At 57.2% G+C, this 26,254-nt stretch carries 18 protein-coding genes and 1 pseudogene; 6 read left to right on the plus strand and 13 right to left on the minus strand.

Annotation, left to right across the window (positions count from 1 at the left end; genetic code table 11):
- Positions 1-3: 3 nt before the first annotated feature.
- Complete coding sequence (gene cysG / locus ACUTSW_RS15000) at positions 4-1,434, minus strand: siroheme synthase CysG (protein WP_199638311.1); 1,431 nt, start codon at positions 1,432-1,434, stop codon at positions 4-6.
- 260 nt (positions 1,435-1,694) lie between these two features.
- On the opposite strand from cysG, the gene ACUTSW_RS15005 reads away from it, so the two are divergent.
- Positions 1,695-2,765: an aminopeptidase gene (locus ACUTSW_RS15005; RefSeq protein WP_241922295.1), complete on the plus strand. Its 1,071-nt coding sequence runs from the start codon at positions 1,695-1,697 to the stop codon at positions 2,763-2,765.
- Between the two features lie 63 nt (positions 2,766-2,828).
- Here ACUTSW_RS15005 and ACUTSW_RS15010 read toward each other — a convergent pair whose 3' ends face one another.
- From ACUTSW_RS15010 to cysJ, 3 genes are all read right to left on the minus strand, one after another.
- Positions 2,829-3,563 (minus strand): phosphoadenylyl-sulfate reductase, encoded by a 735-nt coding sequence (locus ACUTSW_RS15010; RefSeq protein ID WP_006323641.1) that lies wholly within the window; start codon positions 3,561-3,563, stop codon positions 2,829-2,831.
- 69 nt (positions 3,564-3,632) lie between these two features.
- The gene (gene cysI / locus ACUTSW_RS15015) at positions 3,633-5,348 is read right to left on the minus strand and encodes an assimilatory sulfite reductase (NADPH) hemoprotein subunit (protein ID WP_013811531.1); all 1,716 of its coding nucleotides are present in this window, start codon (positions 5,346-5,348) and stop codon (positions 3,633-3,635) included.
- Entirely contained in the window at positions 5,348-7,147 is a 1,800-nt protein-coding gene (gene cysJ / locus ACUTSW_RS15020) for an NADPH-dependent assimilatory sulfite reductase flavoprotein subunit (RefSeq protein WP_445584776.1), read from the minus strand. The genes cysI and cysJ overlap by 1 nt, the downstream gene beginning before the upstream one ends.
- 559 nt (positions 7,148-7,706) lie before the next feature.
- Between cysJ and queD the strand changes: the two genes are divergently transcribed.
- Positions 7,707-8,066, plus strand: a complete 360-nt coding sequence (gene queD, locus ACUTSW_RS15025) for a 6-carboxytetrahydropterin synthase QueD (protein ID WP_004950240.1) — start codon at positions 7,707-7,709, stop codon at positions 8,064-8,066.
- Positions 8,067-8,096: 30 nt separating this feature from the next.
- On the opposite strand, the gene queE is transcribed toward queD, so the two are convergent.
- Positions 8,097-8,768 carry a 7-carboxy-7-deazaguanine synthase QueE gene (queE, locus tag ACUTSW_RS15030; protein WP_073440738.1) on the minus strand — a complete coding sequence of 224 codons (672 nt, stop codon included), beginning with the start codon at positions 8,766-8,768 and terminating at the stop codon, positions 8,097-8,099.
- A gap of 323 nt (positions 8,769-9,091) precedes the next feature.
- On the opposite strand from queE, the gene ACUTSW_RS15035 reads away from it, so the two are divergent.
- The 4 genes from ACUTSW_RS15035 (at position 9,092) to ACUTSW_RS15050 (ending at position 15,651) form a co-directional block, all read left to right on the plus strand.
- Positions 9,092-10,429 carry an MFS transporter gene (locus tag ACUTSW_RS15035; protein WP_063198753.1) on the plus strand — a complete coding sequence of 446 codons (1,338 nt, stop codon included), beginning with the start codon at positions 9,092-9,094 and terminating at the stop codon, positions 10,427-10,429.
- A 445-nt stretch (positions 10,430-10,874) separates the two neighbouring features.
- Complete coding sequence (gene hutU / locus ACUTSW_RS15040) at positions 10,875-12,566, plus strand: urocanate hydratase (protein ID WP_004950232.1); 1,692 nt, start codon at positions 10,875-10,877, stop codon at positions 12,564-12,566.
- On the plus strand, positions 12,563-14,098 hold the full coding sequence (gene hutH / locus ACUTSW_RS15045) for a histidine ammonia-lyase (RefSeq protein ID WP_445584777.1): 1,536 nt from the start codon (positions 12,563-12,565) through the stop codon (positions 14,096-14,098). The genes hutU and hutH overlap by 4 nt, the downstream gene beginning before the upstream one ends.
- Before the next feature lie 161 nt (positions 14,099-14,259).
- On the plus strand, positions 14,260-15,651 hold the full coding sequence (locus ACUTSW_RS15050) for an amino acid permease (protein WP_013811526.1): 1,392 nt from the start codon (positions 14,260-14,262) through the stop codon (positions 15,649-15,651).
- Between the two features lie 30 nt (positions 15,652-15,681).
- Here the strand turns inward: ACUTSW_RS15050 and ACUTSW_RS15055 are convergent, their stop codons facing one another.
- The 8 genes and pseudogenes from ACUTSW_RS15055 to rumA form a co-directional block, all read right to left on the minus strand.
- Positions 15,682-16,872 carry a methionine gamma-lyase gene (locus ACUTSW_RS15055; protein ID WP_445584778.1) on the minus strand — a complete coding sequence of 397 codons (1,191 nt, stop codon included), beginning with the start codon at positions 16,870-16,872 and terminating at the stop codon, positions 15,682-15,684.
- A gap of 36 nt (positions 16,873-16,908) precedes the next feature.
- Positions 16,909-17,289, minus strand: a complete 381-nt coding sequence (locus tag ACUTSW_RS15060) for a hypothetical protein (RefSeq protein WP_063198748.1) — start codon at positions 17,287-17,289, stop codon at positions 16,909-16,911.
- 12 nt (positions 17,290-17,301) lie between these two features.
- On the minus strand, positions 17,302-18,492 hold the full coding sequence (locus ACUTSW_RS15065; RefSeq protein ID WP_445584779.1) for an NAD(P)/FAD-dependent oxidoreductase: 1,191 nt from the start codon (positions 18,490-18,492) through the stop codon (positions 17,302-17,304).
- 305 nt (positions 18,493-18,797) lie between these two features.
- Positions 18,798-20,093, minus strand: a complete 1,296-nt coding sequence (gene eno / locus ACUTSW_RS15070) for a phosphopyruvate hydratase (RefSeq protein WP_004950218.1) — start codon at positions 20,091-20,093, stop codon at positions 18,798-18,800.
- Positions 20,094-20,174: 81 nt separating this feature from the next.
- Complete coding sequence (pyrG, locus tag ACUTSW_RS15075; protein ID WP_004950216.1) at positions 20,175-21,812, minus strand: glutamine hydrolyzing CTP synthase; 1,638 nt, start codon at positions 21,810-21,812, stop codon at positions 20,175-20,177.
- Positions 21,813-22,190: 378 nt separating this feature from the next.
- Entirely contained in the window at positions 22,191-22,985 is a 795-nt protein-coding gene (mazG, locus tag ACUTSW_RS15080) for a nucleoside triphosphate pyrophosphohydrolase (protein ID WP_004950214.1), read from the minus strand.
- 126 nt (positions 22,986-23,111) lie between these two features.
- Positions 23,112-25,343 (minus strand): GTP diphosphokinase, encoded by a 2,232-nt coding sequence (gene relA / locus ACUTSW_RS15085; RefSeq protein ID WP_062869650.1) that lies wholly within the window; start codon positions 25,341-25,343, stop codon positions 23,112-23,114.
- 9 nt (positions 25,344-25,352) lie between these two features.
- Positions 25,353-26,025, minus strand: a pseudogene (gene rumA / locus ACUTSW_RS15090) (23S rRNA (uracil(1939)-C(5))-methyltransferase RlmD); the annotation flags it as partial.
- Between the last annotated feature and the right edge of the window lie 229 nt (positions 26,026-26,254).

Genomic DNA, 26,254 nt, shown 5'->3' on the forward strand with positions numbered 1-26,254 from the left:
TCCTTAAGCCAAATTCACGACGGCTGGGCGTGATACCCCTTCCGTCTGCGGTTGATGCCCAAACCAGGCGATTTGATGATGCAGTTCCACCACTTCGCCGATCACCAGCAGCGCCGGTAACGGTGCCTGTTGAGCCAATTGTTCGAGTTGTTGCAAGGTACCGATCTGCACCTGTTGGTCCGCACGCGTACCGCGGCTGATCACCGCGACCGGCGTGCTGGCCTCGCGGCCGTGAGCAATCAGGCGCTGGCTGATATCCGCCGCCTTCATGGTGCCCATGTAGATAGCCAGAGTCTGTCGCGCACGCGCCAGATCGGCCCAATCCAGCCCGTCGCCGTCGGGACGACAGTGGCCGGTAATAAAGGTCACGCTCTGCGCGTGGTCACGGTGCGTCAGCGGAATGCCGGCATAAGCCGTCGCCCCGGCCGCTGCAGTTACACCTGGCACAACCTGGAATGGAATGCCTGCGGCTGCAGCCACTTGCAGCTCTTCGCCTCCGCGGCCAAAGATAAAGGGATCGCCCCCCTTCAACCGCACCACGCGTTTGCCCTGCTGCGCCAGTTCCACCAGCAGACGGTTGGTTTCTTCCTGAATCACCGAGTGCGCCCCGGCGCGTTTACCCACACAGATGCGTTCAGCGTCGCGACGCACCAAATCCAGGATTTCATCACTAACCAAATGGTCATATAGCACCACATCGGCCTGCTGCATCACCTGCAGCCCACGCAGGGTCAGCAACCCCACGTCGCCAGGGCCTGCGCCCACCAGCGCAATTTCACCCTGGGTGCCTTCGCTGCCCAGTGCAAACTGCTGCAAATCCTGCTCCAACTGCTGCTCCGCCTGCGCCTGCTGGCCATTGGCCACCAGCGTGGAGAAGCGACCGCCGAAGGTTTTCTCCCAAAAGCGACGACGTTCGCCGATCGAACTCAGCCGTTGCTTCACCTGGCCGCGCCAGCGCCCGGCCACTTCCGCCATCTGCCCCAGGCTGGCAGGCAACAGCGCTTCGAGCTTTTCGCGCAGCATGCGCGCCAATACCGGCGCCTGGCCGCTGGAAGAAACGGCCACCACCAGCGGTGAGCGATCGATAATCGACGGGAAAATAAACGAGCAGCGCGGCTGATCGTCGACCACATTAGCCAGCACCCGGCGTTTATCCGCCTCGCTAAACACCTGGGCATTCAGCACGCTGTCGTCGGTTGCGGCAATCACCAGGAAAACGTCATCCAGCTGTTGCGCGGCGAAAGCCTGCCCCAGCCAGCGGATATGCCCCTGCTGACGCTGATGTTCAAGTTCCGGTGAGAGCGACTGCGCAACTATCCGTATTTCAGCCCCGGCGCGCAGGAGAAGATCAACTTTGCGCGCAGCCACTTCGCCGCCGCCAACGACCAACACCGGGCGTTGTTTCAGGTCGGCAAATATAGGTAGATAGTCCACAACAGCCTTTTCGTAATGCGGGAAGATAGTGTGACTATACGGGCTGAGATTTAGCCTCTGAAATGACGAAAAGGAATTAATAGTTCCTTTATGGAATATAGGCCGCATTGCATGGCTCAGGCGGTGATAAGCAGGGTGAAAGTTTGCGCGCCGACACCAAAATTAGGAGCCGAAGAAATTGTGTAATGCCGCGCGTCGTCTCATACTGGACACCGCAAAAAATCATCGGTATCGCCGATATCAAAGAAGGATTTTTCGGTATGTTCTCCCGCGTTTACCTGAAGACCGGCCTGCTGGCAGCAGCGCTCAGCGGCGTTTTCAGCGTTTCGGCCGCTCTCCCGGCAGTGAAAGAAGCCCCCGTGGGGAAATTCGCCGCCGACCAGATTCGCCATATCGCCACCTATTTCCCCGGCCGCATGGCGGGCAGCCCGGCAGAATTGCTCACGGCAGACTACCTCAAACAACAATTCGGCAAGATGGGCTATCAGAGCGATATCCGCAGCTTCAACACCCGCTATCTCTACACCAGCAAAGACGGTAAAAAGAACTGGAATAACGTCACCGCCAGCTCGGTGATCGCCGCCAAAAATGGCAGCAGTCCGCAGCAGATCCTGATCGTGGCGCATTTTGATACTTACACCCCGCAAAGCGATACCGATCTGGACAATAACCTTGGCGGGTTGACGCTGCAGGGCGTCGACGACAACGCCTCAGGCGTCGGCGTAATGCTGGAGTTGGCGGAACGCCTGAAGAACATCCCCACCGCTTACGGCCTGCGCTTTGTTGCCACCAGCGCCGAGGAGATCGGTTCGCTGGGCGCACAGAACTACCTGCAACGCATGAGCGCGGAAGAAAAACGCAACACCGTACTGGTGATTAACCTCGACAGCCTGGTAACCGGCGATCGTCTGTACTTCAACGCCGGTCGCAATACGCCGCCGAAGATGGCTAAGCGGAGCCGCGATCGCGCCCTGGATATCGCCCACCGTTACGGCATCGCCGCCGCCATTAACCCTGGCAGCAAACAGCGGCCGAAAGGCACCGGTTGTTGTTCCGATCAGGAGGTGTTTGATAACGCAGGTATGCCGGTGCTTTCGGTCGAAGCCACCAACTGGTCTCTGGGTGATAAAGACGGCTACCAGCAGCGCGCCGTCAGCCCCCATTTCCCGCAAGGCATGACCTGGCATCGCCCGCAGTACGACAACCTGCAGTATCTGGAACGTTATCTGCCGGGCAGGATCGACAAGCGCAGCCGCGAGAGCGTGCAGATCCTGCTGCCGCTAATCAAGGAACTGGCGCAGGCGCATCCGGTTAAAGCGCAGAAAAAGTAATGTCCAACTGAAATAACAAGGCCCGACAAACGTTGCCGGGCCTTGAGCGGGTTAACTGCAAAATTAGCCTTCGTGCAGACCGCACTCACGCTTGAGGCCGAAGAAGCGGGTTTCTTCTTCGCTCATGCCCGGCTCCCATTTCTGCGTGGTATGGGTATCCCCGACCGACAGATAGCCTTGCTCCCATAACGGGTGGTAACTCAGGCCGTGGTCGGTCAGGTATTGATAGATCTTGCGGTTATCCCAATCGATAATCGGCAGGATTTTGAATACGCCACGCTGCACCGCCAGCACCGGCAAGTTGGCACGGCTGCCGGATTGCTCGCGGCGCAGGCCGGCGAACCAGGTCTGCCCGCCAAGGGTCTCCAGTGCGCGATTCATCGGTTCAACCTTGTTGATCTGGTTGTATTTCTCGATACCTTCTACACCCTGTTCCCACAGTTTGCCATAGCGCGCCTCCTGCCAGGCAGGCGACTGCTCGGCACGGAACACCTGCAGATTCAGCTTCAGTTTGTCGACCAGTTGATCGATAAACTGATAGGTTTCAGGGAACAGATAGCCGGTGTCGGTGAGGATCACCGGGATATCCGGCTTGATCCGGGTGACCAGATGCAGACACACCGCCGCCTGAATGCCAAAACTTGAAGAAAGCACAAACTCGCCGGGCAGATGTTCCAACGCCCATTCCACGCGTTGCTCGGCGGAAAGGGTTTCCAGTTGGCCGTTGACGGCCCCCAGCTTCAACGCCTGTCCGGACTTGGGCAACGCATTCAGCGCCGCCAGATCGAATTCAGCCATATTGCCTGCCTCCTGATTCTTGAACTCTACCGCGCTCACTTGGCCCCTCCAAAGAGGGGCCAAACGGCGTCAGTCCCAGAAATCCTGCGCCGGATCCACAACCGGCCTGACAATGCCCGCGCGGATGGTGAAATCGCCAAAACCTTCGCCCACAGTGCGCTCTTTCGCCCAGCGGCCAACCAGTTGGTCGATCTCCTTGAGAATTTCTTCTTCGTTAATATTTTCACGGTACATGCGTGGAATGCGCGTGCCTTCACGGTTACCGCCCAAATGCAGGTTATAGCGGCCTACCGCCTTGCCCACCAGGCCCAGTTCCGCCAGCAACGCACGGCCGCAGCCGTTCGGGCAGCCGGTGATACGCAACACGATGTGCTCATCACCCACGCCATGCTGGTGCATGATCCCTTCCACCTTGGTGACGAACTCCGGCAGGAAGCGCTCGGCCTCAGCCATCGCCAGCGGGCAGGTAGGATAAGACACGCAGGCCATCGAGTTTTTACGCTGCTCGCTGATCCCGTCGTCGATCAGACCATGATCGCGCGCCAGGGCTTCGATCTTCGCCTTCTCGCTTTCCGGCACGCCGGCGACGATCAGGTTTTGATTGGCAGTCAGGCGGAAATCCCCCTTGTGGATGCGGGCGATCTCGGCAACGCCGGTTTTCAACGGGCGACCCGGATAATCCAGCAGGCGGCCGTTTTCAATAAACAGCGTCAGGTGCCATTGATTATCAATGCCTTTTACCCAACCGATACGATCGCCGCGCCCGGTGAATTCGTACGGGCGGATCGGTTCAAAGGTAATGCCGGCGCGTTTTTCCACTTCGGCGCGGAAGGTATCCACACCGACGCGTTCCAGCGTGTATTTGGTTTTGGCGTTCTTGCGATCGGTACGATTACCCCAGTCGCGCTGAGTGGTCACCACCGCTTCGGCTACCGCCAGCGTGTGTTCCAGCGGAATGTAACCGAATTCGCTGGCCTGACGCGCATAGGTCTTTTTGTTGCCGTGTTCAATCGACAAGCCGCCGCCCACCAGCAGGTTAAAGCCCACCAGCTTGCCGTTCTTGGCGATCGCTACAAAGTTCATGTCATTGGCGTGCAGATCGACGTCATTCTGCGGCGGGATCACCACCGTAGTTTTGAATTTACGCGGCAGATAGGTGGCACCGAGGATCGGCTCTTCGTCGGTGGTCGCCACTTTTTCCTGATCCAACCACACTTCCGCATAAGCGCGGGTACGTGGCAGCAGATGCTCGGAGATCTTCTTCGCCCACTCGTAGGCTTCCTGATGCAGCTCGGACTCCACCGGGTTCGAGGTGCAGAGCACGTTGCGGTTCACGTCGTTGGCGGTAGCCAGCGCGTCCAACCCCAGACGGTTCAGCAATTGATGCACCGGCTTGACGTTGCCCTTCACAATACCGTGGAACTGGAAGGTCTGACGGTTGGTGATGCGAATGCTGCCGTACAGCGTGCTTTCCTGCGCGAACTTATCGATGCCCAGCCATTGCTGCGGGGAAATAATGCCCCCCGGCAGACGGCAGCGCAGCATCATCGCATGACGCGGTTCCAGCTTCTGCTCGGCGCGCTCGGCGCGGATATCGCGGTCGTCCTGCTGGTACATGCCGTGGAAACGGATCAGCAAGAAGTTATCGCCGTTGAAACCGCCGGTCAGGCCGTCCTTCAAATCTTCGGCGATAGTGCCGCGCAGAAAGTTGCTTTCTTTCTTCAAACGCTCGGCATCGGCCAGTTTGCCTTCAACCACCAGAGGCCCCGGGTGTTTATCACTCATCAGTAAACATCTCGCTGATAACGGCGCTCAAGGCGCAGCTCACTTAAAAATTCATCCGCCAGCTCGGTATCCATGCCACCGTGCTCGGCCACCAGTTCCAGTAATGTGTTTTCCACGTCTTTCGCCATGCGGTTCGCATCGCCACAGACGTAAATGTGCGCGCCTTCCTGAATCCAGCGCCACACTTCAGCGCCCTGTTCGCGCAGCTTGTCTTGCACGTAAACTTTATGTTGCTGGTCACGCGACCAGGCCAAATCAATGCGGGTCAACAGGCCGTCTTTGACATAACGTTGCCACTCAACCTGATACAGGAAATCTTCGGTAAAATGCGGATTGCCGAAGAACAACCAGTTCTTGCCGCTTGCACCCTCAACGTCACGCTGTTGCATGAAGGCGCGGAACGGGGCAATGCCGGTGCCGGGACCGATCATGATCACCGGGGTTTCCGGGTTGGCCGGCAGGCGGAAGTTGTCGTTATGCTCAATGAAAACCCGTACGTCGCCGTCCTCTTCCAGGCGATCGGCCAGGAAGCTGGAAGCGCCGCCGGCGCGGGCGCGGCCGTCGATGTCGTAACGTACGACGCCAACGGTGACGTGCACTTCGTTTTCGGTCTCAGCCTGCGAGGAGGCGATGGAATACAGACGCGGCGTCAACGGGCGCAGCAGGCCAATCAACTGCTCGGCGCTGAGATCTGCCGGGGCCTGGCGCACCATGTCGACGATCGGCGTATTGTGCGCGTAATGCTGCAACGCGGCTTTATCCGCCAACAGGCCAATCAATTTCTCGTCACGCGACAGCGCGGCATATTTATCGACAATCGGCGTGGTGTTTTGCGTCAGCTCGAAGTGGCTGCGCAACGCTTCAGCCAGCGGCAGGGTCTTGCCCTCCACTTCCACCGGCTCATCACCCTTCAGCCACAGCAACTGAACCAGTTCGTCCACCAACGCAGGATCGTTATCGAACCATACGCCCAGTGCATCGCCCGGTTTGTAGCGCAGACCGGAATCGCCGAGATCGATCTCGATGTGCCGCACGTCTTTATCGGAGCCGCGGCCGGTAATTTTTTGCTTCACTGCCAGTTGTGCAGTCAGCGGCTGTTCTTTGCTGTACGGGCTGCTGTCGAGCAGGTCAACAGCGCCACTAGCCAGCACGCCCGGTGCGGCGTTTTCCGCCGGCGCACGCGCTTTCAGCACCTCCACTACCTGCTTGCGCCAGGCCGTGGCCAGCTCCTGATACTCCACATCGGCGTCAATGCGTTCTACCAGACGCTCGGCACCCAACTCGGCCAGCTTGCCGTCGAAATCTTTACCGGACTGACAGAAATTCTCGTAGGAAGTGTCCCCCAGCCCAAATACCGCAAACGCGGTCTCGTTGAGTTTGGGGGCTTTCTTCGAGAACAGGAATTTATGCAGCGCAACCGCCTCTTCCGCCGGCTCGCCCTCCCCCTGCGTGGAGGCGACGATCACCAGCAAACGTTCCTGGGCAATCTGCTTGAACTTGTAGTCGCCGGCGTTCACCAGCGTGACGCTCAGCTTGGCGGCCAGCAGATCGTCACGCAGCTGCTCCGCCAGGCGGCGCGCATTGCCGGTCTGGGAGGCAGAAATTATCGTGATGTTGGCGGCAGCGGATGCAGCCGGCGCAATGGCTACGGCTCCAGGTTGTTGGTTAACCATTCCCCAGAAATAGCCTGACAGCCACGCCAGCTGCGTCGGTGAATATTCACCAATCGCCGCTTGCAGGCGCGCCAGCTGTTCGGGCGTCAGCGGGAGCAAAGATGTTGGAGGAGCCTGAGTCGTCATCGCAGTACTTATTTCCTTACTTATAGCCTATTAATTTCAAGCTGCAGCCGGGCGGCCAACTCGCTCACTCCAGGCGCTTACTTAGGTAAGTCACCAGGGTGAACGAGTGCAGGTAACAACGCTGCAGTTTGAAAGGCAACGGGTATGGCACCTATCCAGCTAGGCGCTCGCCAATGTCAGTCGCTGTCTTTTCGTTCAGTCTGGGGTCCTGAAAAGATCAGGAGAGTTTGTAAGGTTACCGAGCACAATAGCAACGATTAAATAAGGGATAGCAATAAATAATAACCAAAATGACTAAGCGGTTTTTCTGGTAAGGGATAACGGTTAAAACGCTAAAGCGCGTTTTTTATCCTTTTGAAAATAAACCGGTTTTTTTGGCGATTTTTGAATGAATCGCATTTACCGCTGATTACCCCATCCGATAGGTGCGGCACGGACCAAACAAAAAAAGTGCTAACGCCGGTTTAACGGCGCGCGGCTAGACTAAAGCAGTATAAATGGCAAGCAGGCGAGCTTTCCGGTACTATGCGGCGGTTTTTGAGTCAATGAGGCCGTAATAATGGCAACCACGCTGTTTAAAGATTTTCAGTTTGAAGCCGCACACCGTTTGCCGCATGTGCCGGAGGGCCATAAATGCGGCCGTCTGCATGGGCATTCGTTTATGGTGCGTCTGGAAGTGACCGGTGAAGTGGATGCACACACCGGATGGGTGATGGATTTCGCCGAGCTTAAAGCCGTGTTCTCCCCGATTTGGGAGCGCCTGGATCACCATTATCTGAACGATATTCCAGGATTGGAAAATCCCACCAGCGAAGTGCTTGCCGCCTGGATCTGGCAACAGCTTAAACCCCAGTTGCCGGAACTGAGTGCGGTAATGGTGAAAGAAACCTGCAGCGCGGGATGCGTCTATAAAGGTTGAAGAAAGGGCGCTGTATAGCGCCCTGAGTTTTTATGCAATATTCAAATACTTATGCGTCTGCATCGACAAGCGCCAGTTGCGCGCAATGCAGGTTTCAATGCACAGGCGAGTCGCCTCTTCCTTTTGACTGATTGGCTGCAACGCGATAATCCGCGGTTTTTCATCGTGCAGCGTCGCCAATAGCGCATCCAGCGCTTCAATATCACGCTCGCGTCCAACAGGATGCTTCACCTCGTCTGCACGTTGCAAAGCCTGATCCAACACCTTCATGCCGCCGCGCATATTCACCTTGGGGGAAACCGTCACCCAGGTTTTCGCCGAGCACCGAACCTCATGGGTACCGCTGGTTTCAATCTGGCAGCCATAGCCGTTGTCTTCCAGCAGTTGGGTCAGCGGGGTCAGATCGTAAATGCACGGCTCGCCGCCGGTGATCACCACGTGACGTGCGGTATAGCCCTGCTGGCGCATGACGGCCAGCAGTTGCTCCGCGCTGGCGCTGCCCCAGGCATCGCTCTCTTCGGTTTTTACCAGGATCCGCTGCATATCCACTTCCCGATTGGCTTCCTTTTCCCAGGTATGTTTGGTATCGCACCAGCTGCATCCTACCGGGCAGCCCTGCAGGCGGATAAAAATGGCCGGAACGCCGGTAAAAAAGCCTTCGCCCTGCAAGGTTTGGAACATTTCATTAATCGGGTACTGCATCGGTTTCTCAATCAGGATAGGGAAAAAGCGATTATCTCAGATTACGGCCCGGCAACCAAACCGGCTAAATTGTATTAAATTTTATCTTCTGCCCGCGGTTCAGCCTACCCCACCGCCTATCTGCTTCATTTATTACGTTTATCTGCGTCAACGGCCGCATTGGCGATGCATCCTGCAGCGCAAAAACAACATCCAGATAACAAATCGGACAAATATATTTGACATGAATTGCCGCGACGCAGATGTATATACAGGCAAGCACAAGCCGAACATCGGTTCCGGCAGTGCATCCACCAACATCACATCTGCGTTTAGAGGGTGCCATGGCTCATTCCACCGAGTTGAATATTCAGCAAGCCATCGACGACAGCAAATTCTCGCTGTTCCATTGGACTTTGATCATTTTGGGATTTCTGATCCTTGCCATTGATGGCTTTGACACTGCGGCAATGGGCTATATCGCCCCTTCGGTCGCCAAAGATTGGGGAATTGTGAGACAGGATCTCGGCCCGGTACTGAGCGCCGCGCTGCTGGGGCTGTCACTCGGTGCACTGGTGGCCGGACCGATCTCCGATCGCATCGGCCGCAAGCGGGTGCTGGTGTTTTCGTGCCTGTTCTTCGGCCTGTCCAGCCTGGCCACCGCCTATGCCGGTTCGCTCAACAGCCTGACGCTGTGGCGTTTTCTGACCGGGCTGGGCTTGGGTGCGGCGATGCCGAACGCCATCACGCTGATTTCCGAATATGCGCCGCAGCGCTGCCGTTCAATGGCGATTAACACCATGTACTGCGGGTTCCCGCTGGGTGCGGCCGGTGGCGGCGCTATCTCATCGTGGCTGATCCCGGCCTACGGCTGGCACAGCGTGCTGTTGTTGGGGGCGCTTGCCCCGTTGATCCTGACGATACTGTTGATCCTGTTCCTGCCGGAATCGGTGAAATACATGGTGAACCGCGGCAAAGACGCGATGAAAATCAGACGCATAGCCCAGCGTTTTGTCAGCCAGAATATTGATAACGTCACGCGTTTCTATCTGTATGAAGAGAAGCTGGCGCAATCAAAAACCAGCGTCGGCCTGCTGTTTACCCGTCCTTATCTGGCCGGCACGTTGATGCTGTGGCTAACCTACTTCATGGGGCTGGTGATTTATTACGTGCTGCTTAGCTGGATGCCGATCCTGATGCAGGGGTTGGGTTATCAGCTTGAACAGTCGGCCATTCTGACCTCGCTGTTCACCTTCGGCGGCACCCTCGGCATTCTGGCGGCCGGCTGGCTGATGGACCGCTGGAACGCCCATAAGGTGGTATCAAGCGGCTTTGTGGTCACCGCCCTGTTGATTGTGGCGATGGCGACCGAGGACAGCCACATCGTGTTGCTGGGCACCTTTATCTTCCTGATGGGGATCACCATGAACGGCGCGCAGTCGGGCCTGCAAACGTTGGCCGCCACCTTTTACCCCACCCACAGCCGCGCCACCGGTATCGCCTGGATGCAGGGCATCGGCCGCTTTGGCGGCGTGGCGGGCACCATGATGGGCGCGCAACTGCTGGCCATGCACTGGGAAGTGCAAAGCATCCTGATGTTCCTGTGCGTACCGGCGCTGATCGCCGCCATCGCTACGGTATTCAAAATGACCCGAAGAGCGGCGCTGCAACCGACGGCATAAGGCAACCCCCCGCCATGATGAGACACATGGATGTGTCCAATCCTTTAGGCCGACTGGACGTCGTTCCAGCTTGCTCCCTGCAAATGGGTCGGCGGGCGTTTTGCTGTCGGCGATATGATTTTTTTATCGCCACCGCTAACTTGTAATGGGTATGTAAAATTATTGTGATTTGACGCTCAAAAATGACCCATTTTTAATTCATTTTTGTTGAATAGCTCACTATTCTTCTGCCCCAACCTAATGATCTCAGCTCCATAAACAACATCATATCATTGATAATAAACAAAAATAGCTTTCTCTTATGCCATTTACGGCATCCACTGGTCAGTGTTGCATATGCTTGTACATACAAGTATATGTTAATAAACCCTACGCATTGTTATGGCGTGATGATTAACCCCACCGCGTCATGGAATCTGCACCGATACTGTTTGAGGAAAATGCTGTGACTGCAAATAACAAAGTTCGCCATGTCGATGTACGCGCACCACGCGGCACACAATTAAATGCAAAAAGCTGGCTGACCGAAGCGCCGCTGCGCATGCTGATGAACAACCTCGATCCTGAAGTAGCGGAAAACCCACATGAACTGGTGGTGTACGGCGGTATTGGCCGCGCCGCGCGTGACTGGGACTGCTACGACAAAATTGTCGCCACCCTGAAAACGCTGGAAGACGACGAAACGTTGCTGGTGCAATCCGGCAAGCCGGTCGGCGTATTCAAAACCCACAGCAACGCGCCGCGCGTGCTGATCGCCAACTCCAACCTGGTGCCACACTGGGCTACCTGGGAACACTTTAACGAACTGGATGCCAAAGGCCTGGCCATGTACGGCCAAATGACCGCCGGCAGTTGGATCTACATCGGCAGCCAAGGCATCGTCCAGGGCACTTACGAGACCTTCGTGGAAGCTGGCCGTCAGCATTACGACGGCAGCCTGAAAGGCCGCTGGGTGCTGACCGCCGGTCTGGGTGGCATGGGCGGCGCACAACCCTTGGCCGCTACGTTGGCCGGTGCCAGCTCGCTGAACATCGAATGCCAGCAGAGCCGCATCGATTTCCGGCTGAAAACCCGCTACGTCGATGAACAGGCGACCGATCTGGACGACGCGCTGGCGCGCCTCAAGAAATACACCGCCGAAGGCAAAGCCATCTCTATCGCCCTGTGCGGCAACGCGGCGGATATCCTGCCGGAACTGGTACGCCGCGGCGTGCGCCCTGACATGGTCACCGACCAGACCAGCGCCCATGACCCGTTGAACGGCTACCTGCCGAAGGGCTGGAGCTGGGAAGAATACCGCCAGCGTGCGCAGACCGAACCCGCTCAGGTGGTCATCGCCGCCAAGCAGTCAATGGCCGAACACGTGGAAGCCATGCTGGCCTTCCAGAAGATGGGCGTGCCCACCTTCGACTACGGCAACAACATCCGCCAGATGGCGAAAGAAATGGGCGTCAGCAACGCCTTCGACTTCCCGGGCTTCGTACCGGCCTATATTCGCCCGCTGTTCTGCCGCGGCGTCGGCCCGTTCCGCTGGGCTGCGCTGTCCGGCGATCCGCAGGACATCTACAAAACCGACGCTAAAGTTAAAGAGCTGATCCCGGACGACGAGCATCTGCACCACTGGCTGGATATGGCGCGCGAGCGCATCAGCTTCCAGGGGCTGCCGGCGCGTATCTGTTGGGTCGGTCTGGGCCAGCGCGCCAAGCTGGGTCTGGCGTTCAACGAGATGGTACGCAGCGGCGAGCTGTCCGCACCGATCGTGATTGGCCGCGACCACCTGGACTCCGGCTCGGTCTCAAGCCCGAACCGCGAAACCGAATCGATGAAAGACGGTTCAGACGCCGTATCCGACTGGCCGCTGCTCAACGCACTGCTGAATACCGCCAGCGGCGCGACCTGGGTTTCTCTGCACCACGGTGGGGGGGTCGGCATGGGCTTCTCGCAGCATTCCGGCATGGTTATCGTTTGTGACGGTACCGATGAAGCCGCCGAGCGCATCGCCCGCGTCTTGCATAACGATCCAGCCACCGGCGTAATGCGTCATGCCGATGCCGGTTACGACATCGCCATCGAATGCGCCCGCGAGCAAGGTCTGAACCTACCGATGGTCGCCGCCACTCAAGGAGACAAAGCATGAAAGCTCTGACTATTCGCCCTGGCCAACTTCGGCTTTCGCAACTGCGTGAGGTTTATCAGCACCCGGTCAACCTTCAGCTTGACGACAGCGCCTATGCCGCCATTCAGCAAAGCGTTGCCTGCGTAGAGCGCATCGTTGAAGAAAACCGCACCACCTATGGCATCAACACCGGTTTTGGCCTGCTGGCCTCCACCCGCATCGCCCGTGAAGATCTGGAAAACCTGCAGCGTTCGATCGTGCTGTCCCACGCCGCCGGCGTTGGCGCCCCGACCGACGACAGCCTGGTGCGCCTGATTATGGTGCTGAAAATCAACAGCCTGTCGCGCGGCTTTTCCGGCATCCGTCTGGAAGTGATCCAGGCGCTGATGGCACTGGTGAATGCAGAAGTTTACCCGCACATTCCACTGAAAGGCTCCGTTGGCGCCTCCGGTGACCTGGCGCCGCTGGCGCACATGAGCTTGGTGCTGCTGGGTGAAGGCAAGGCCCGCTATCAAGGCGAATGGCTGCCTGCCACCGAGGCGCTGGCCAAAGCGGGCCTGAAACCGCTGACGCTGGCCGCCAAAGAAGGCCTGGCGCTGCTGAACGGTACGCAGGTTTCCGCCGCCTTTGCCCTGCGCGGCCTGTTTGACGCGGAAGACCTGTACGCTGCGGCGACGGTCACCGGTAGCCTGACGGTGGAAGCCGCTCTGGGTTCACGCAGCCCGTTTGACCCGCGTATCCATGCGGTGCGCGGCCAGCGTGGCCAGATCGACGCCGCTGCCGCCTACCGCCACTTGCTCGGCGAACGCAGCGAAGTGTCCGATTCGCATCGCAACTGCGAGAAAGTGCAGGATCCTTACTCCCTGCGCTGCCAGCCGCAAGTCATGGGCGCCTGCCTGACGCAGATCCGTCAGGCCAGCGAAGTGCTGGAGATCGAAGCCAACGCCGTATCCGACAACCCGCTGGTGTTCGCCGAAGAGGGTGACGTGCTGTCCGGGGGCAACTTCCACGCCGAACCGGTCGCCATGGCCGCCGATAACCTGGCGCTGGCGTTTGCCGAAATCGGCTCGCTGTCCGAACGCCGCATCTCGCTGATGATGGATAAACACATGTCGCAGTTGCCGCCATTCCTGGTGGACAACGGCGGGGTGAACTCGGGCTTTATGATCGCCCAGGTGACCGCCGCGGCGCTGACCAGCGAGAACAAGGCACTGGCCCACCCGGCCAGCGTCGACAGCATCCCGACCTCCGCCAACCAGGAAGACCATGTCTCCATGGCACCGGCCGCAGGCCGCCGCCTGTGGGAAATGGCGGATAACGTGCGCGGCATTTTAGCCGTCGAGTGGCTGGCCGCCTGTCAGGGACTGGATCTGCGCAAGGGCCTGAAAACGTCGGAAGCCCTGGAGCAGGCGCGCCGCACGCTGCGTGAACACGTCAGCTACTACGACAAGGATCGTTTCTTCGCCCCCGACATTGAAGCCGCCAGCCTGCTGTTGGCGGCCGGTCACCTGACATCGCTGATGCCAGCAGCGCTGCTGCCTAGCCAGGCATAAATAAAACCTCTACCCAAAGTAGTTGGCGTTGCCGCTAACAACGCGGCGACTTCGAGTAAATAAGGGTTATACCACGCAGTTTGTTCTGTCCCGCCGGGTGCTTTCCACCCGGTGCGGATAGCGCGTGCCTGTTCGGCAATAAAAACTCAACGGGAAGCAACATGCGTAATGAAACAACACAACTCAGACGCGGATTAAACGCGCGGCATATCCGCTTTATGGCGCTCGGCTCTGCCATAGGTACCGGCTTGTTCTACGGCTCCGCCGGGGCGATCCAACTGGCCGGCCCAGCCGTGCTGCTGGCTTACCTGGTCGGCGGCGCAGCGGTATTTATGGTCATGCGCGCGCTGGGTGAAATGGCGGTGCATCAACCGGTATCCGGTTCGTTCGGCCACTACGCCAGCCACTATCTTGGCCCGCTGGCCGGTTTCCTCACCGGCTGGACCTATACCTTCGAAATGGTGATCGTCGCCCTGGCGGACGTCACCGCCTTCGGCATCTATATGGGGCTGTGGTTCCCGGACGTCGCCCAGTGGGTGTGGGTGCTCAGCATTATCATGTTTATCGGCGCGCTCAACCTGTGCAGCGTGAAAGTGTTCGGCGAAATGGAGTTTTGGCTGTCGCTGATCAAGGTCGCGGCTATCGTGGCGATGATCGTCGGCGGCGCGGCGGTGATGCTGTTTGGTTTCGGCCAGACCCAGCACGCCACCGGCTTTAGCAATCTGTGGCAGCACGGCGGCTTTATGCCTAACGGCATCGGCGGCGTGATCGCCTCGCTGGCGGTCGTGATGTTCGCCTTCGGTGGCATCGAGATCATCGGTATCACCGCCAGCGAGGCGAAAGACCCGGCGAAGGTGCTGCCGAAAGCGATCAATGCGGTGCCGGTGCGTATCCTGCTGTTCTATGTGCTGACGCTGCTGGTGTTGATGGCCATCTATCCGTGGAACAGCATCGGCCAGAACGGCAGCCCGTTTGTGGAGATCTTCAGCAATCTGGGCATCAGCTCCGCCGCCAACGTGTTGAACGTGGTGGTGATCACCGCCGCCATTTCCGCCATCAACAGCGACATCTTCGGTGCAGGCCGCATGATGTACGGCATGGCGCAGGATGGTCAGGCACCGAAAAGCTTCTCCAAACTGACCGCCAACGGCGTGCCCTGGATGACGGTGCTGGTGATGTCTGTCGCCCTGCTGTTGGGTGTGGTGCTTAACTACCTGATACCCAAACAGGTCTTTATGATCATCGCCTCCATCGCCACCTTCGCGACCGTTTGGGTGTGGCTGATGATCCTGCTGTCGCAGGCAGCCATGCGCCGTACGCTGACGCCGCAGGAGGTCAGCAAACTGAGTTTCCCGGTTCCGTGGTGGCCGATAGCACCGGCGCTGGCGACGGTATTTATGCTGTTCGTCATCGGCCTGCTCGGTTACTTCGAGGATAGCCGCATCGCCCTGTACGTCGGGCTGGTGTGGGTGGCTTTCCTTACCCTGGCATACTGGTTGTGGGTGCGTAAAAAAGGGGGAAGTTCCCCCGTCACAAGCTCGCCTCAGTATTAACGCTTAAACCCGCCACAGGCGGGTTTTTTATCACACCTGCGCCAGCGCCTGTTCGATATCGCCGCACAAATCCTCTATGTCTTCCAGGCCCGCCGACAAGCGAATCAATCCATCGCTGATATGATGCCGCTGACGCTCTTCCGCGCTGTAAGCGGAATGGGTCATGCTCGCCGGATGCTGCGCCAGCGTTTCGCAATCCCCCAGGCTGACGGCACGCAAGATTAACTGCAAGGCATTGAGGAAACGAATACCCGCCGCCATACCGCCCTTGAGTTCAAAAGCGATCATGCCGCCAGGACGCGTCATCTGCCGCCGAGCCAAAGGATACTGCGGGAAAGTCTCCAGCCCCGGATAATACACCTGCTCTACCGCAGGATGCTGAGACAGCATTTCCGCCAGCCGTTGAGCGTTATCGCAGTGGCGCTCCATGCGCAACGGCAAGGTCTTCAAGCCGCGCAACAGCAACGCCGCATCCTGCGCCGACAGCACCGCCCCGTTCATGTCCTTCAGGCCAACCAGCCGGATAGTTTGCGCCAGATCCTGAGTGGTCACCACCAACCCGGCCAGCAAGTCCCCGTGACCACCGATATATTTGGTGGCGGAATGCACCACGATGTCCGCACCAAGCGCCAACGGTTGTTGCAGATAGGGCGTGCAATACGTGTTATCCACCAGCAGCAGCGCCTGCTGCCGGTGGGTAATCTCCGCCACTGCGGCGATATCGATCAACCGCATATTGGGGTTGGCCGGCGTTTCGCAGTACACCAAACGGGTATGTGGCCCTATGGCTGCGACCAGTTTTTCCGGCTGCGTCAGATCGACGTGCGTAACCTTGACGCCAAAACGCGCCAGACCCTGATGAAAATAGCTGAAAGTGCAGCCATAAATGGTTTCATCGACGATCAGCTCATCTCCCGGCGCCAACAGCGTCCAGCAACAGGCGGTTATCGCCCCCATGCCGGAAGAAAACGCCACCGCCGCCCCCCCGCCCTCCAGATTGGCTATCCGCTGTTCCAGCAGATTTAGCGTCGGGTTGGCGATGCGGGAATAAAAATAGCCCGGCTCGCTGCCGGCAAAACAGGCGCCGCCGTATTCTGCCGTGGGAAAGGCAAAGGTCGAACTCATAAAGACCGGTGGACAAAGCGCCCCCAGATATTGCTGAGGATTGTAGCCGTGGTGGATCGCACGTGTGGCAAAGGCGTGTCGGATAGTGTCAGACATAACAACTCCTTACCTGATCGAGTAAAACAATTCCCGTTATTCATCAGCGGCGTCAGGCGGCAGCGTGCTCATGCGCATACGCCCACCGATGATTTGCAAGGTACGCAGCACCAACATCAGGCCCAACAAGGTATCCGGCTGGCGCAATAAGGCATACAGTGAACGAAAATTGGCAGGCGGCGGATCCAGCTGCAGTTCCGTGTGTGCCATTCGCAGCGCCATGCCGCCTTCCCATCCTGCGGCTACTACGCCTTCAAATTTACCGGCCAGCTTTTCCACCAGCGCGTTATCTGCGATATCCACCCCATCTGACAGCAACGACAGTAGATCGACTACGTTATCGAGCCGCCCACCGGCCAGCAGCGGTGCCAGCTTCTCCAGCAGTGCCGTCAGGGGTTCATTTTCAGGTGCGTTCATCAGTACCCCTCACTATATCAGCCCGCGAACCGTCGCCCAGTAGAGGCCGCGGTTAAACACGTTGCGCAGCATACCGCCCACCTTGGTCGGCGGCGTCGGCAACACATCATGCCGGTAGTCATAAACTAGCGGCATACCGGCGTGCAGCCCCATCTGAGCAATTGCCTGCACCTTGCCGTCGTAGTGGCTTACGGTCTGGCCCAGCCTCAGTTCAGCCACAATGTTATCGGCGATCACCGGCGCCTGATTGTGGCAGGAGCCGCCGGCTTTGCTGACGGGCAGATCCACGGTATCGCCAATCACATAAACCCCCTGCTGGCCGTACACCTGCAGCGTCTGGTGATCGGTTGGCAGCCAACCCTCGCCGTTATGGATATCGCTCAGCCCGGTATTGCGCACCGCCTCCACCGCGCGAATGGGCGGCGTCGCCATCAGGATATCGAAAGGTTGCTCCTCGCCCTCGGCGGAGTAAGCCACCTGTCGCTGCGTATCCACCCGGTTGAGGGTAAAACCACGTTGATGGCGAATATCTCGCGCCGCGAAAATCGCGGGTAAAGCTTCGGCGGTAGGGCGCTGTAGAAACAGGCAGTTACGCAGCAGCTGTGAAACGCTGGGATAGGTATAAACAATCTCAATCGCCTTACGCACACCGCGCCGACGCAGGTAATCATCCAGCATCAGCGTGGTCTCAATCGGTGCGATACCACATTGGTGTGGCACGTTGGGCGTTTCAGGGAAGGAGACGGTAATAAAAATGCGGCCTTTTTCGATCATCGCCAGCTTTTGTGCCAACTGCCGGGCAGCCTGATACTGATAGAAGTGATCCCCCGCCTGTGCCAACCCCTCGATACGCTCGGGCCAAGGCACGCAACCGGTAGCAAACACCAGAAAATCGTACGCGTACTGTTTGCCGCTACGGGTATGGATCACCCGCCGAGATAAATCGAACCGCTCCGCTTTATCCACAACAAACTTAATTTCCGGGCTCAGCAAACTTTGTTGCGGACGCATTAACTCCTGTTTAAAAAAGGCGTTAAATGCCACATACATAAATGCCGGTTTATAATAATGAATCGGAGAATCCGAAATCATTAATAACTCAACCTTATTATTCACTATCTCCCGATGTAATTTAGTGGCCAGTAAATTGGCCAATATCGTCCCACCGGTTCCACCGCCGACAATCACAATCCTGTTCCGCATCAAGCCCTCACCCAGCCGCCCATAGAGCAGCGATTCTGTTAGGAAACTCAAAGAGGCAGGACAGCGGGTAATAGCTCTGCCTTACAGGCAGTCTAGTAACTAAAAAATATAAAGCAATTAAAAATGGAATTTATAAATGGGAATTTTGTTATTACAATTAAATTATAGAGTTAAAACACTGCTGGAAGATTAATCAAATATCAATAAATAACACACTATTACTCACGTAAATAATGAATACTGAAAAATGGCGATAAAAAAACCCGCCGCAGCGGGTTTTTATTCAACAACGAACCAAGCCGTTATTACTGACCTTTAACTTCTTTCAGGCCGTTGAACGGTGCGCGGTCGCCCAGCGCTTCTTCGATACGGATCAGTTGGTTGTATTTAGCAACGCGGTCAGAACGGCTCATGGAACCGGTTTTGATCTGGCCAGCCGCAGTACCTACCGCCAGGTCGGCGATGGTTGCGTCTTCGGTTTCACCTGAACGGTGAGAGATCACCGCGGTGTAGCCTGCGTCTTTCGCCATCTTGATAGCAGCCAGAGTTTCGGTCAGAGAACCGATCTGGTTGAATTTGATCAGGATGGAGTTAGCGATGCCTTTATCGATACCTTCTTTCAGGATCTTGGTGTTGGTAACGAACAGGTCGTCGCCCACCAGCTGGATTTTGTCGCCCAGCACTTTAGTCTGGTATGCGAAACCAGCCCAGTCAGATTCGTCCAGACCATCTTCGATAGACACGATTGGGTACTGTTTGGTCAGGTCTTCCAGGAAGTGAGTGAACTCTTCGGAAGTGAAGGCTTTGTTGCCTTCGCCGGCCAGAACGTATTTACCGTCTTTGTAGAACTCGGAAGCTGCACAGTCCATCGCCAGGGTCACGTCTTTGCCCAGCTCGTAACCTGCCGCTTTTACCGCTTCAGCGATAACAGCCAGCGCTTCGGCGTTGGAACCCAGGTTTGGCGCGTAGCCGCCTTCGTCGCCTACAGCGGTGTTCAGGCCTTTGGCCTTCAGCACTTTAGCCAGGTGATGGAACACTTCAGAACCGATGCGAACGGCTTCTTTCAGGGTCTTCGCGCCAACCGGCTGAATCATGAATTCCTGAATGTCGACGTTGTTGTCAGCGTGCTCGCCGCCGTTGATGATGTTCATCATAGGCAGTGGCATAGAGAATTTGCCTGGGGTGCCGTTCAGTTCAGCGATGTGCTCATACAGCGGCATGCCTTTGGAAGCAGCAGCCGCTTTGGCAGCAGCCAGGGAAACCGCCAGAATGGCGTTTGCACCGAATTGGGATTTGTTTTCAGTGCCGTCCAGGTCGATCATGATCTTGTCGATGTTAGCCTGGTCTTTGGCATCTTTACCCAGTACTGCCTGAGCAATCGGGCCGTTTACTGCAGCAACGGCTTTCAGTACGCCTTTACCCAGGAAACGAGACTTGTCACCGTCACGCAGTTCCAGTGCTTCACGGGAACCGGTAGAAGCACCTGACGGCGCAGCAGCCAGACCTACGAAACCGCCTTCCAGATGCACTTCGGCTTCAACAGTCGGGTTACCGCGGGAGTCGATGATTTCACGACCGATGACTTTAACGATTTTGGACATTAGGTTTTCCTCAGTACAAGTTAAACTAAAACTCCAGACAAACAACGCGCGGTTCTCACCGCGCGCCGCTTACCAAATATTTTATTTCACCTGGCGCTTCTGGTGCTCACCAGCGGCCTTCACAAAGCCGGCGAACAACGGATGACCATCACGCGGCGTTGAAGTAAATTCCGGGTGGAACTGACAAGCGACAAACCACGGGTGATTCGGCAGTTCAATAATCTCAACCAGCTTGTTGTCTGCAGAACGACCGGCAACGAGCAGCCCGGCGGCTTCGATCTGCTTCAACAGCATGTTGTTGACTTCATAACGGTGACGATGACGTTCAACAATGGTCGGTTCGCCGTACATCTTGCGTACCAGGCTATTGTCTGTCAGGTGGCATTGCTGGCCACCGACACGCATCGTGCCACCCAAATCGCTTTCTTCAGTGCGCACTTCGACGTTGCCGTCTTCGTCACGCCATTCGGTGATCAACGCCACCACCGGGTACTTGCAGTCTGGCACAAACTCGGTTGAGTTGGCGTTCTCCATACCCGCTACGTTGCGGGCGAACTCCATCAGCGCCACCTGCATACCCAGGCAGATGCCCAGATAAGGGATGTTGTTTTCACGCGCGTAACGCGCGGTCATCACCTTGCCTTCTACGCCACGGTAGCCAAAGCCGCCTGGGATCAGAATCGCATCCAGACCTTTCAGCACTTCCACACCGCGGGTTTCGACATCCTGCGAGTCGATCAGCTTGATGTTCACGGTCAGACGATTTTTCAGACCGCCGTGTTTCAAGGCTTCAATCACCGACTTATATGCATCCGGCAGTTCAACATATTTGCCGACCATACCGATGGTCACTTCGCCGCCCGGATTGGCTTCTTCAGAGATCACCTGTTCCCATTCGGCCAGGTTCGCTTCCGGTGCGTTGAGGCTGAATCGTTTACAAATATAATCATCCAAGCCCTGAGATTTCAAGAGGCCTGGGATTTTATAAATAGAATCAACGTCTTTCAGGGAGATAACCGCTTTTTCCGGCACGTTGCAGAAAAGTGCGATTTTCGCACGTTCGTTAGCAGGAACTGTGCGATCGGAACGGCAAATCAGCACATCAGGCTGAATACCGATGGAAAGCAGCTCTTTAACGGAATGCTGAGTAGGTTTGGTTTTGACTTCACCGGCGGCAGCCAGGTACGGCACCAGCGTCAGGTGCATGTACAGAGTGTGCTCGCGGCCCACTTCTACCGCCATCTGGCGGATAGCTTCCAGGAACGGCAGCGATTCGATATCGCCGACGGTACCGCCCACTTCAACCAACACCACGTCGTGGCCTTCGCCACCTTCGAGAATGCGTTCTTTGATCGCGTTGGTGATGTGCGGGATAACCTGTACGGTGGCGCCTAGGTAATCGCCACGGCGTTCTTTACGCAGAACGTCGGAATAAATGCGACCCGTAGTGAAGTTGTTGCGGCGCGACATTTTGGTGCGGATGAAGCGCTCGTAGTGACCCAAATCCAGATCGGTTTCTGCCCCGTCTTCGGTGACGAAAACTTCCCCATGCTGAATCGGGCTCATGGTGCCCGGATCCACGTTGATGTACGGGTCCAGTTTCATGATGGTAACGTTGAGGCCACGGGCTTCGAGAATAGCCGCCAGAGAGGCTGCGGCAATGCCTTTACCCAGAGAGGATACGACCCCGCCGGTCACAAAAATATAATTAGTTGTCATGCTGAACCTGAGAGTTTAGGTTTAAAGACGATGGAAGTACCAAGACGGGAAAGTAGTATACCCGAACCTCTCCAGACCTACAAACGATCGTTTTACTGTCCATCATCTCTGTCACCACCGGGAGTTCATCAGGGTTTAATCCGCGGGCACCTTGCTTACTGTCTTTTTAAAACAATGAGTTAGCATGAAAAATTTTCTTTTACCGCCGTTTCATGGCACTAAAACGCCTTAAATTTCAGTTTGTTGGCATTTTCTTGCCGTTCTCTCGTCGTTCAGCAAACCAGGGCTCTGAGCTTAACCGTTTCAGCTTGAGCGAACCTTGTCGCCGATCAACATTACGACCCTCGCCGAACAACTTTAGGACAACGCCGAACGGGATTAGTTTTCCTGACGTTTAACCTGTTGCCACGCCTCTTCCATCTGCTCCAGCGTAGCCTCCTCCATCTGCAGCCCACGCTGTTTGACAATCTCTTCCACCTGCCGGAAACGGCGTTCGAACTTGCGGTTGGCCGCCTGCAGCGCGTTTTCCGCCTTGTGCCCGAGATGGCGCGATAAATTCACCGTAGCGAACAGCAGATCGCCGATTTCCTCTTCCAGCTTCTGTTCATCAACCACCGCTTGTTTGGCTTCATGCATCACTTCGTCGATCTCTTCGTACACCTTGTCCAATACCGGCCCCAGGGTATGCCAGTCGAAACCGACCGAGGCGCAACGCTTCTGGATTTTGTGCGCCTTCATCAGCGCCGGCAACGCCTGCGGGATATCGTCCAGCGCGGAATGCAGCGCCTTCTCGGCGCGTTCGCCGGCCTTCAACTGCTCCCAGCGGGCCGCTACCGCTTCGCTATCCGCCGCATCGGCATCGCCGAAGATGTGCGGGTGGCGGCGCTCCAATTTGTCGCTGATGGCGTTGCACACCTCATCGAAGTCAAACAGCCCCTGCTCCTGGCCCATCTGGGCGTAAAACACCACCTGGAACAGCAGATCGCCCAACTCATCGCGCAGATCGGCGTAATCCTGGCGCTCAATGGCGTCCAGCACTTCGTAGGTTTCTTCCAGCGTGTAAGGCGCGATGGTGGCGAAGGTCTGCTTGCGGTCCCATGGGCAACCGTTCTGCGGGTCGCGCAGCGTTTTCATGATGTTCAGCAGGCGCTGCAGCGGGGTGGATTGGGTCATAAAAAGATCTCTGAGAAAGAATGGGAGCGCATTTGTGCGTCAGCCGGATTAGTCGCCAATGGATTTCGGGCCGTATCGGTGTTCGCTTGCAGCCAACACCGATGCGGCTCGAAAGGCGCAGGGGATTTAGCTGCCGTGCAGGCGCTTGGCGTCAATCACGTCCGGCAACTGATTCAGCTTGGCCAGCACCCGGCCCAGCACCTGCTGGTTGTAGATTTCGATGTCCATGTCGATGGTCGCCAGTTGCTTTTTGGTGTCGCTCCGGCTGGCCACGCCCAGCACATTGACCTTTTCATTGGCCAAAATGGTGGTGATGTCGCGCAGCAGGCCGCTGCGATCGTTGGCCATCACACGCACGACCAGCGAATAACCGCTGGAATAGCTTTCGCCCCACACGGCGTCAACGATGCGTTCCGGCGCATGCGACTGCAAATCCACCAACTGATCGCAGTCCGCACGGTGGATGGAGATACCGCGCCCCTGGGTGATAAAGCCGACAATATCGTCGCCCGGGATCGGCTGGCAGCAACGGGCGATGTGGTGCATCAGGTTGCCTACCCCTTCGACCACTACCCGGCCGTTGTCCTTGCTGCGGGTCGCCGGCGGCGCTTTATGCTGCACCAATTGGCGCAACGCTTCGCGATCCTGCTCCTCGGCGCTCGGCTTGTTGAACTTGCCTTGCAGGAAGTTCACCATCTGATTCAGGCGGATATCGCCGCCGCCAATCGCCGCCAGTATTTCATCCAGCGAATTCATGTTGTATCGCGGGATCAGCAGCTTCTCGGCCTCTTTCAGGCTGATGCCGAGGTGCTCCAGCTCGCTGTCCAGCATCTGGCGGCCGGCAAGGATGTTCTTGTCGCGATCCTGCTTGCGGAACCAGTTATGGATTTTGGAGCGCCCACGGCTGGTGGTGACATAGCCCAGGTTCGGGTTCAGCCAGTCGCGGCTCGGGTTCGGCTGCTTCTGGGTGATGATTTCAATCTGATCGCCCATCCGCAACTGGTAGGTAAACGGCACGATGCGCCCGCCAATCTTGGCGCCGATGCAACGGTGGCCGACGTCGCTGTGAATATGATAAGCAAAGTCGAGCGGCGTGGAGCCGGCCGGCAGATCCACCACATCGCCTTTCGGGGTAAACACGTAGACGCGATCGTCGAACACCTGGCTGCGAACCTCGTCGAGCATCTCGCCGGAGTCCGCCATCTCTTCCTGCCAGGCGATCAGCTTGCGCAGCCAGGCGATGCGTTCTTCATAGCCGGAGCGTACCGTCGCTACCGCGCCTTCTTTGTATTTCCAGTGCGCGGCCACGCCCAGTTCGGCATCTTCATGCATCTGCCGGGTACGGATCTGGATTTCGAGCGTTTTGCCCCGCGGGCCCAGCACCACGGTGTGGATAGACTGATAGCCGTTGGGTTTCGGGTTGGCGACGTAGTCGTCGAACTCATCCGGCAGATGGCGGAAGTGGGTATGCACAATCCCCAGCGCCGCATAGCAGTCCTGCAAACGCTCGACCACCACGCGCACCGCGCGCACGTCAAACAGCTCGTCGAAGGCCAGCGCCTTCTTCTGCATTTTGCGCCAGATGCTGTAGATATGTTTAGGGCGGCCGTAAATATCCGCTTTGATGCCCTCGTCGCCCATCGCTTTTCGCAGCGAGGCGACGAAGTCGTCGATAAACTGTTCGCGATCGATGCGGCGTTCGTGCAGCAGCTTGGCGATGCGCTTGTATTCATCCGGGTGCAGGTAACGGAAGCAGAAATCCTCCAGTTCCCATTTCAGTTGCCCGATGCCGAGGCGGTTGGCCAGCGGCGCATAGATATTCGAACACTCTTTTGCCGCCAGCACGCGCTCGTCTTCCGGCGCATCCTTCACTTCACGCAGGTGGGCGATACGCTCCGCCAGCTTGATCACCACGCAGCGGAAATCCTCCACCATCGCCAACAGCATGCGGCGCACGTTGTCGACCTGTTCGGAGGCCATGGAATCGTTCTGGGTGGCTTTCAGTTGGCGGATGGCGTCCATATCGCGCACGCCGTGCACCAGGTAGGTGATGCCCTTGCCAAACTCTTCGGTCAGGGTTTCTTCCGGCACGATGCCGGCGTCCACCAGCGGGAACAGCAGCGCGGCGCGCATACTGTCGTTGTCCATGCTCAGCGTGGAGAGGATTTCCACCATTTCCAGCCCGCGCCACAACAACAGCGGTGCGTCGGGATGGTTCTGGGTCTGTTGCTCACAGTAGCGCCAGGTTGCGGCTAATCGCTCACATGACTGCGGGTTAGGTAGCCCCAAGCTGGCAATCCACTCGTCGAGAGCAAATTCACCAGCCGTGTTCAGATGTGCACTTCTTACCGCAACCATACCCTCTCCCTACTTTGCAGCGACCCCAGGCGTGTTGTCGTTAATAAACAGCGCCATTGACTCAAGATGCCCCGTATGCGGAAACCTATCCAACATCCGCACACGTGCAAGACGATAACCGACGTCCAGCAATATTTTGCTGCCGCGTGCCAGCCTGGTAGGGTTACAAGAAACGTACCCCTCCCCGTTCTGGCGCCAGTTTTACACTATGTGACATCGCGCCGACCGCACCCGCACGGGCAAGGTCCAGCATCACTTTATCAAATCCTTGTGCTGCTCAAGGTTGCCGCTCAACGTCCTCTTCCAGATTTTCATGGAAGGAAAGTAAGGAGGCGTTATTCAGTTTATTCTTATGTGCATTATATTGCCCATTCGCTACCAGCGTGGCAATACCTTCTATCCCCAACACCGCGGCGGCAGGGTAACGTTGGCCCATGCCGCAGAACAGGTCCAATACCCGATCATTGGGCTGAATGTCGAGCCATTCAAGGGCCTGCGCTGCCATTTGCTGATTTACTGTGTCATTTACCCCAATAAAGCCACGCGGACTGATGTCTAAGCGTAGCCCGTCGACCTGATAATACGGCGTTTCGCCGCACAGTTTTTCGCCCCTGTCGCTGTCGGGTGCCCAATAAACGGTTACGTTTTTTGGCTGCGCAAAGGCCGGTAACGCCTGGCGATCCTCATCTTTTTTCTTCCGTCAGCTGGATTTCCGCCTGCCAGCCCAGCAAGACTCCCCCGCACAAACGCGTCTTTGCCGTTGTGGCGTGTCACGCCTGCCCAAAGGGATCGAGGTCGCTCACCCTTGCGATTAACATTTGCAGACTTTGCCGGGTCGTCAGGCGGCGTTTGGGAGAGTAGAATTGCACCATATTTGCCGATTGCGTGCCGGCTCATTAAAGTAGAGTGAG

Source organism: Serratia sp. TSA_198.1 (genome assembly GCF_052686505.1).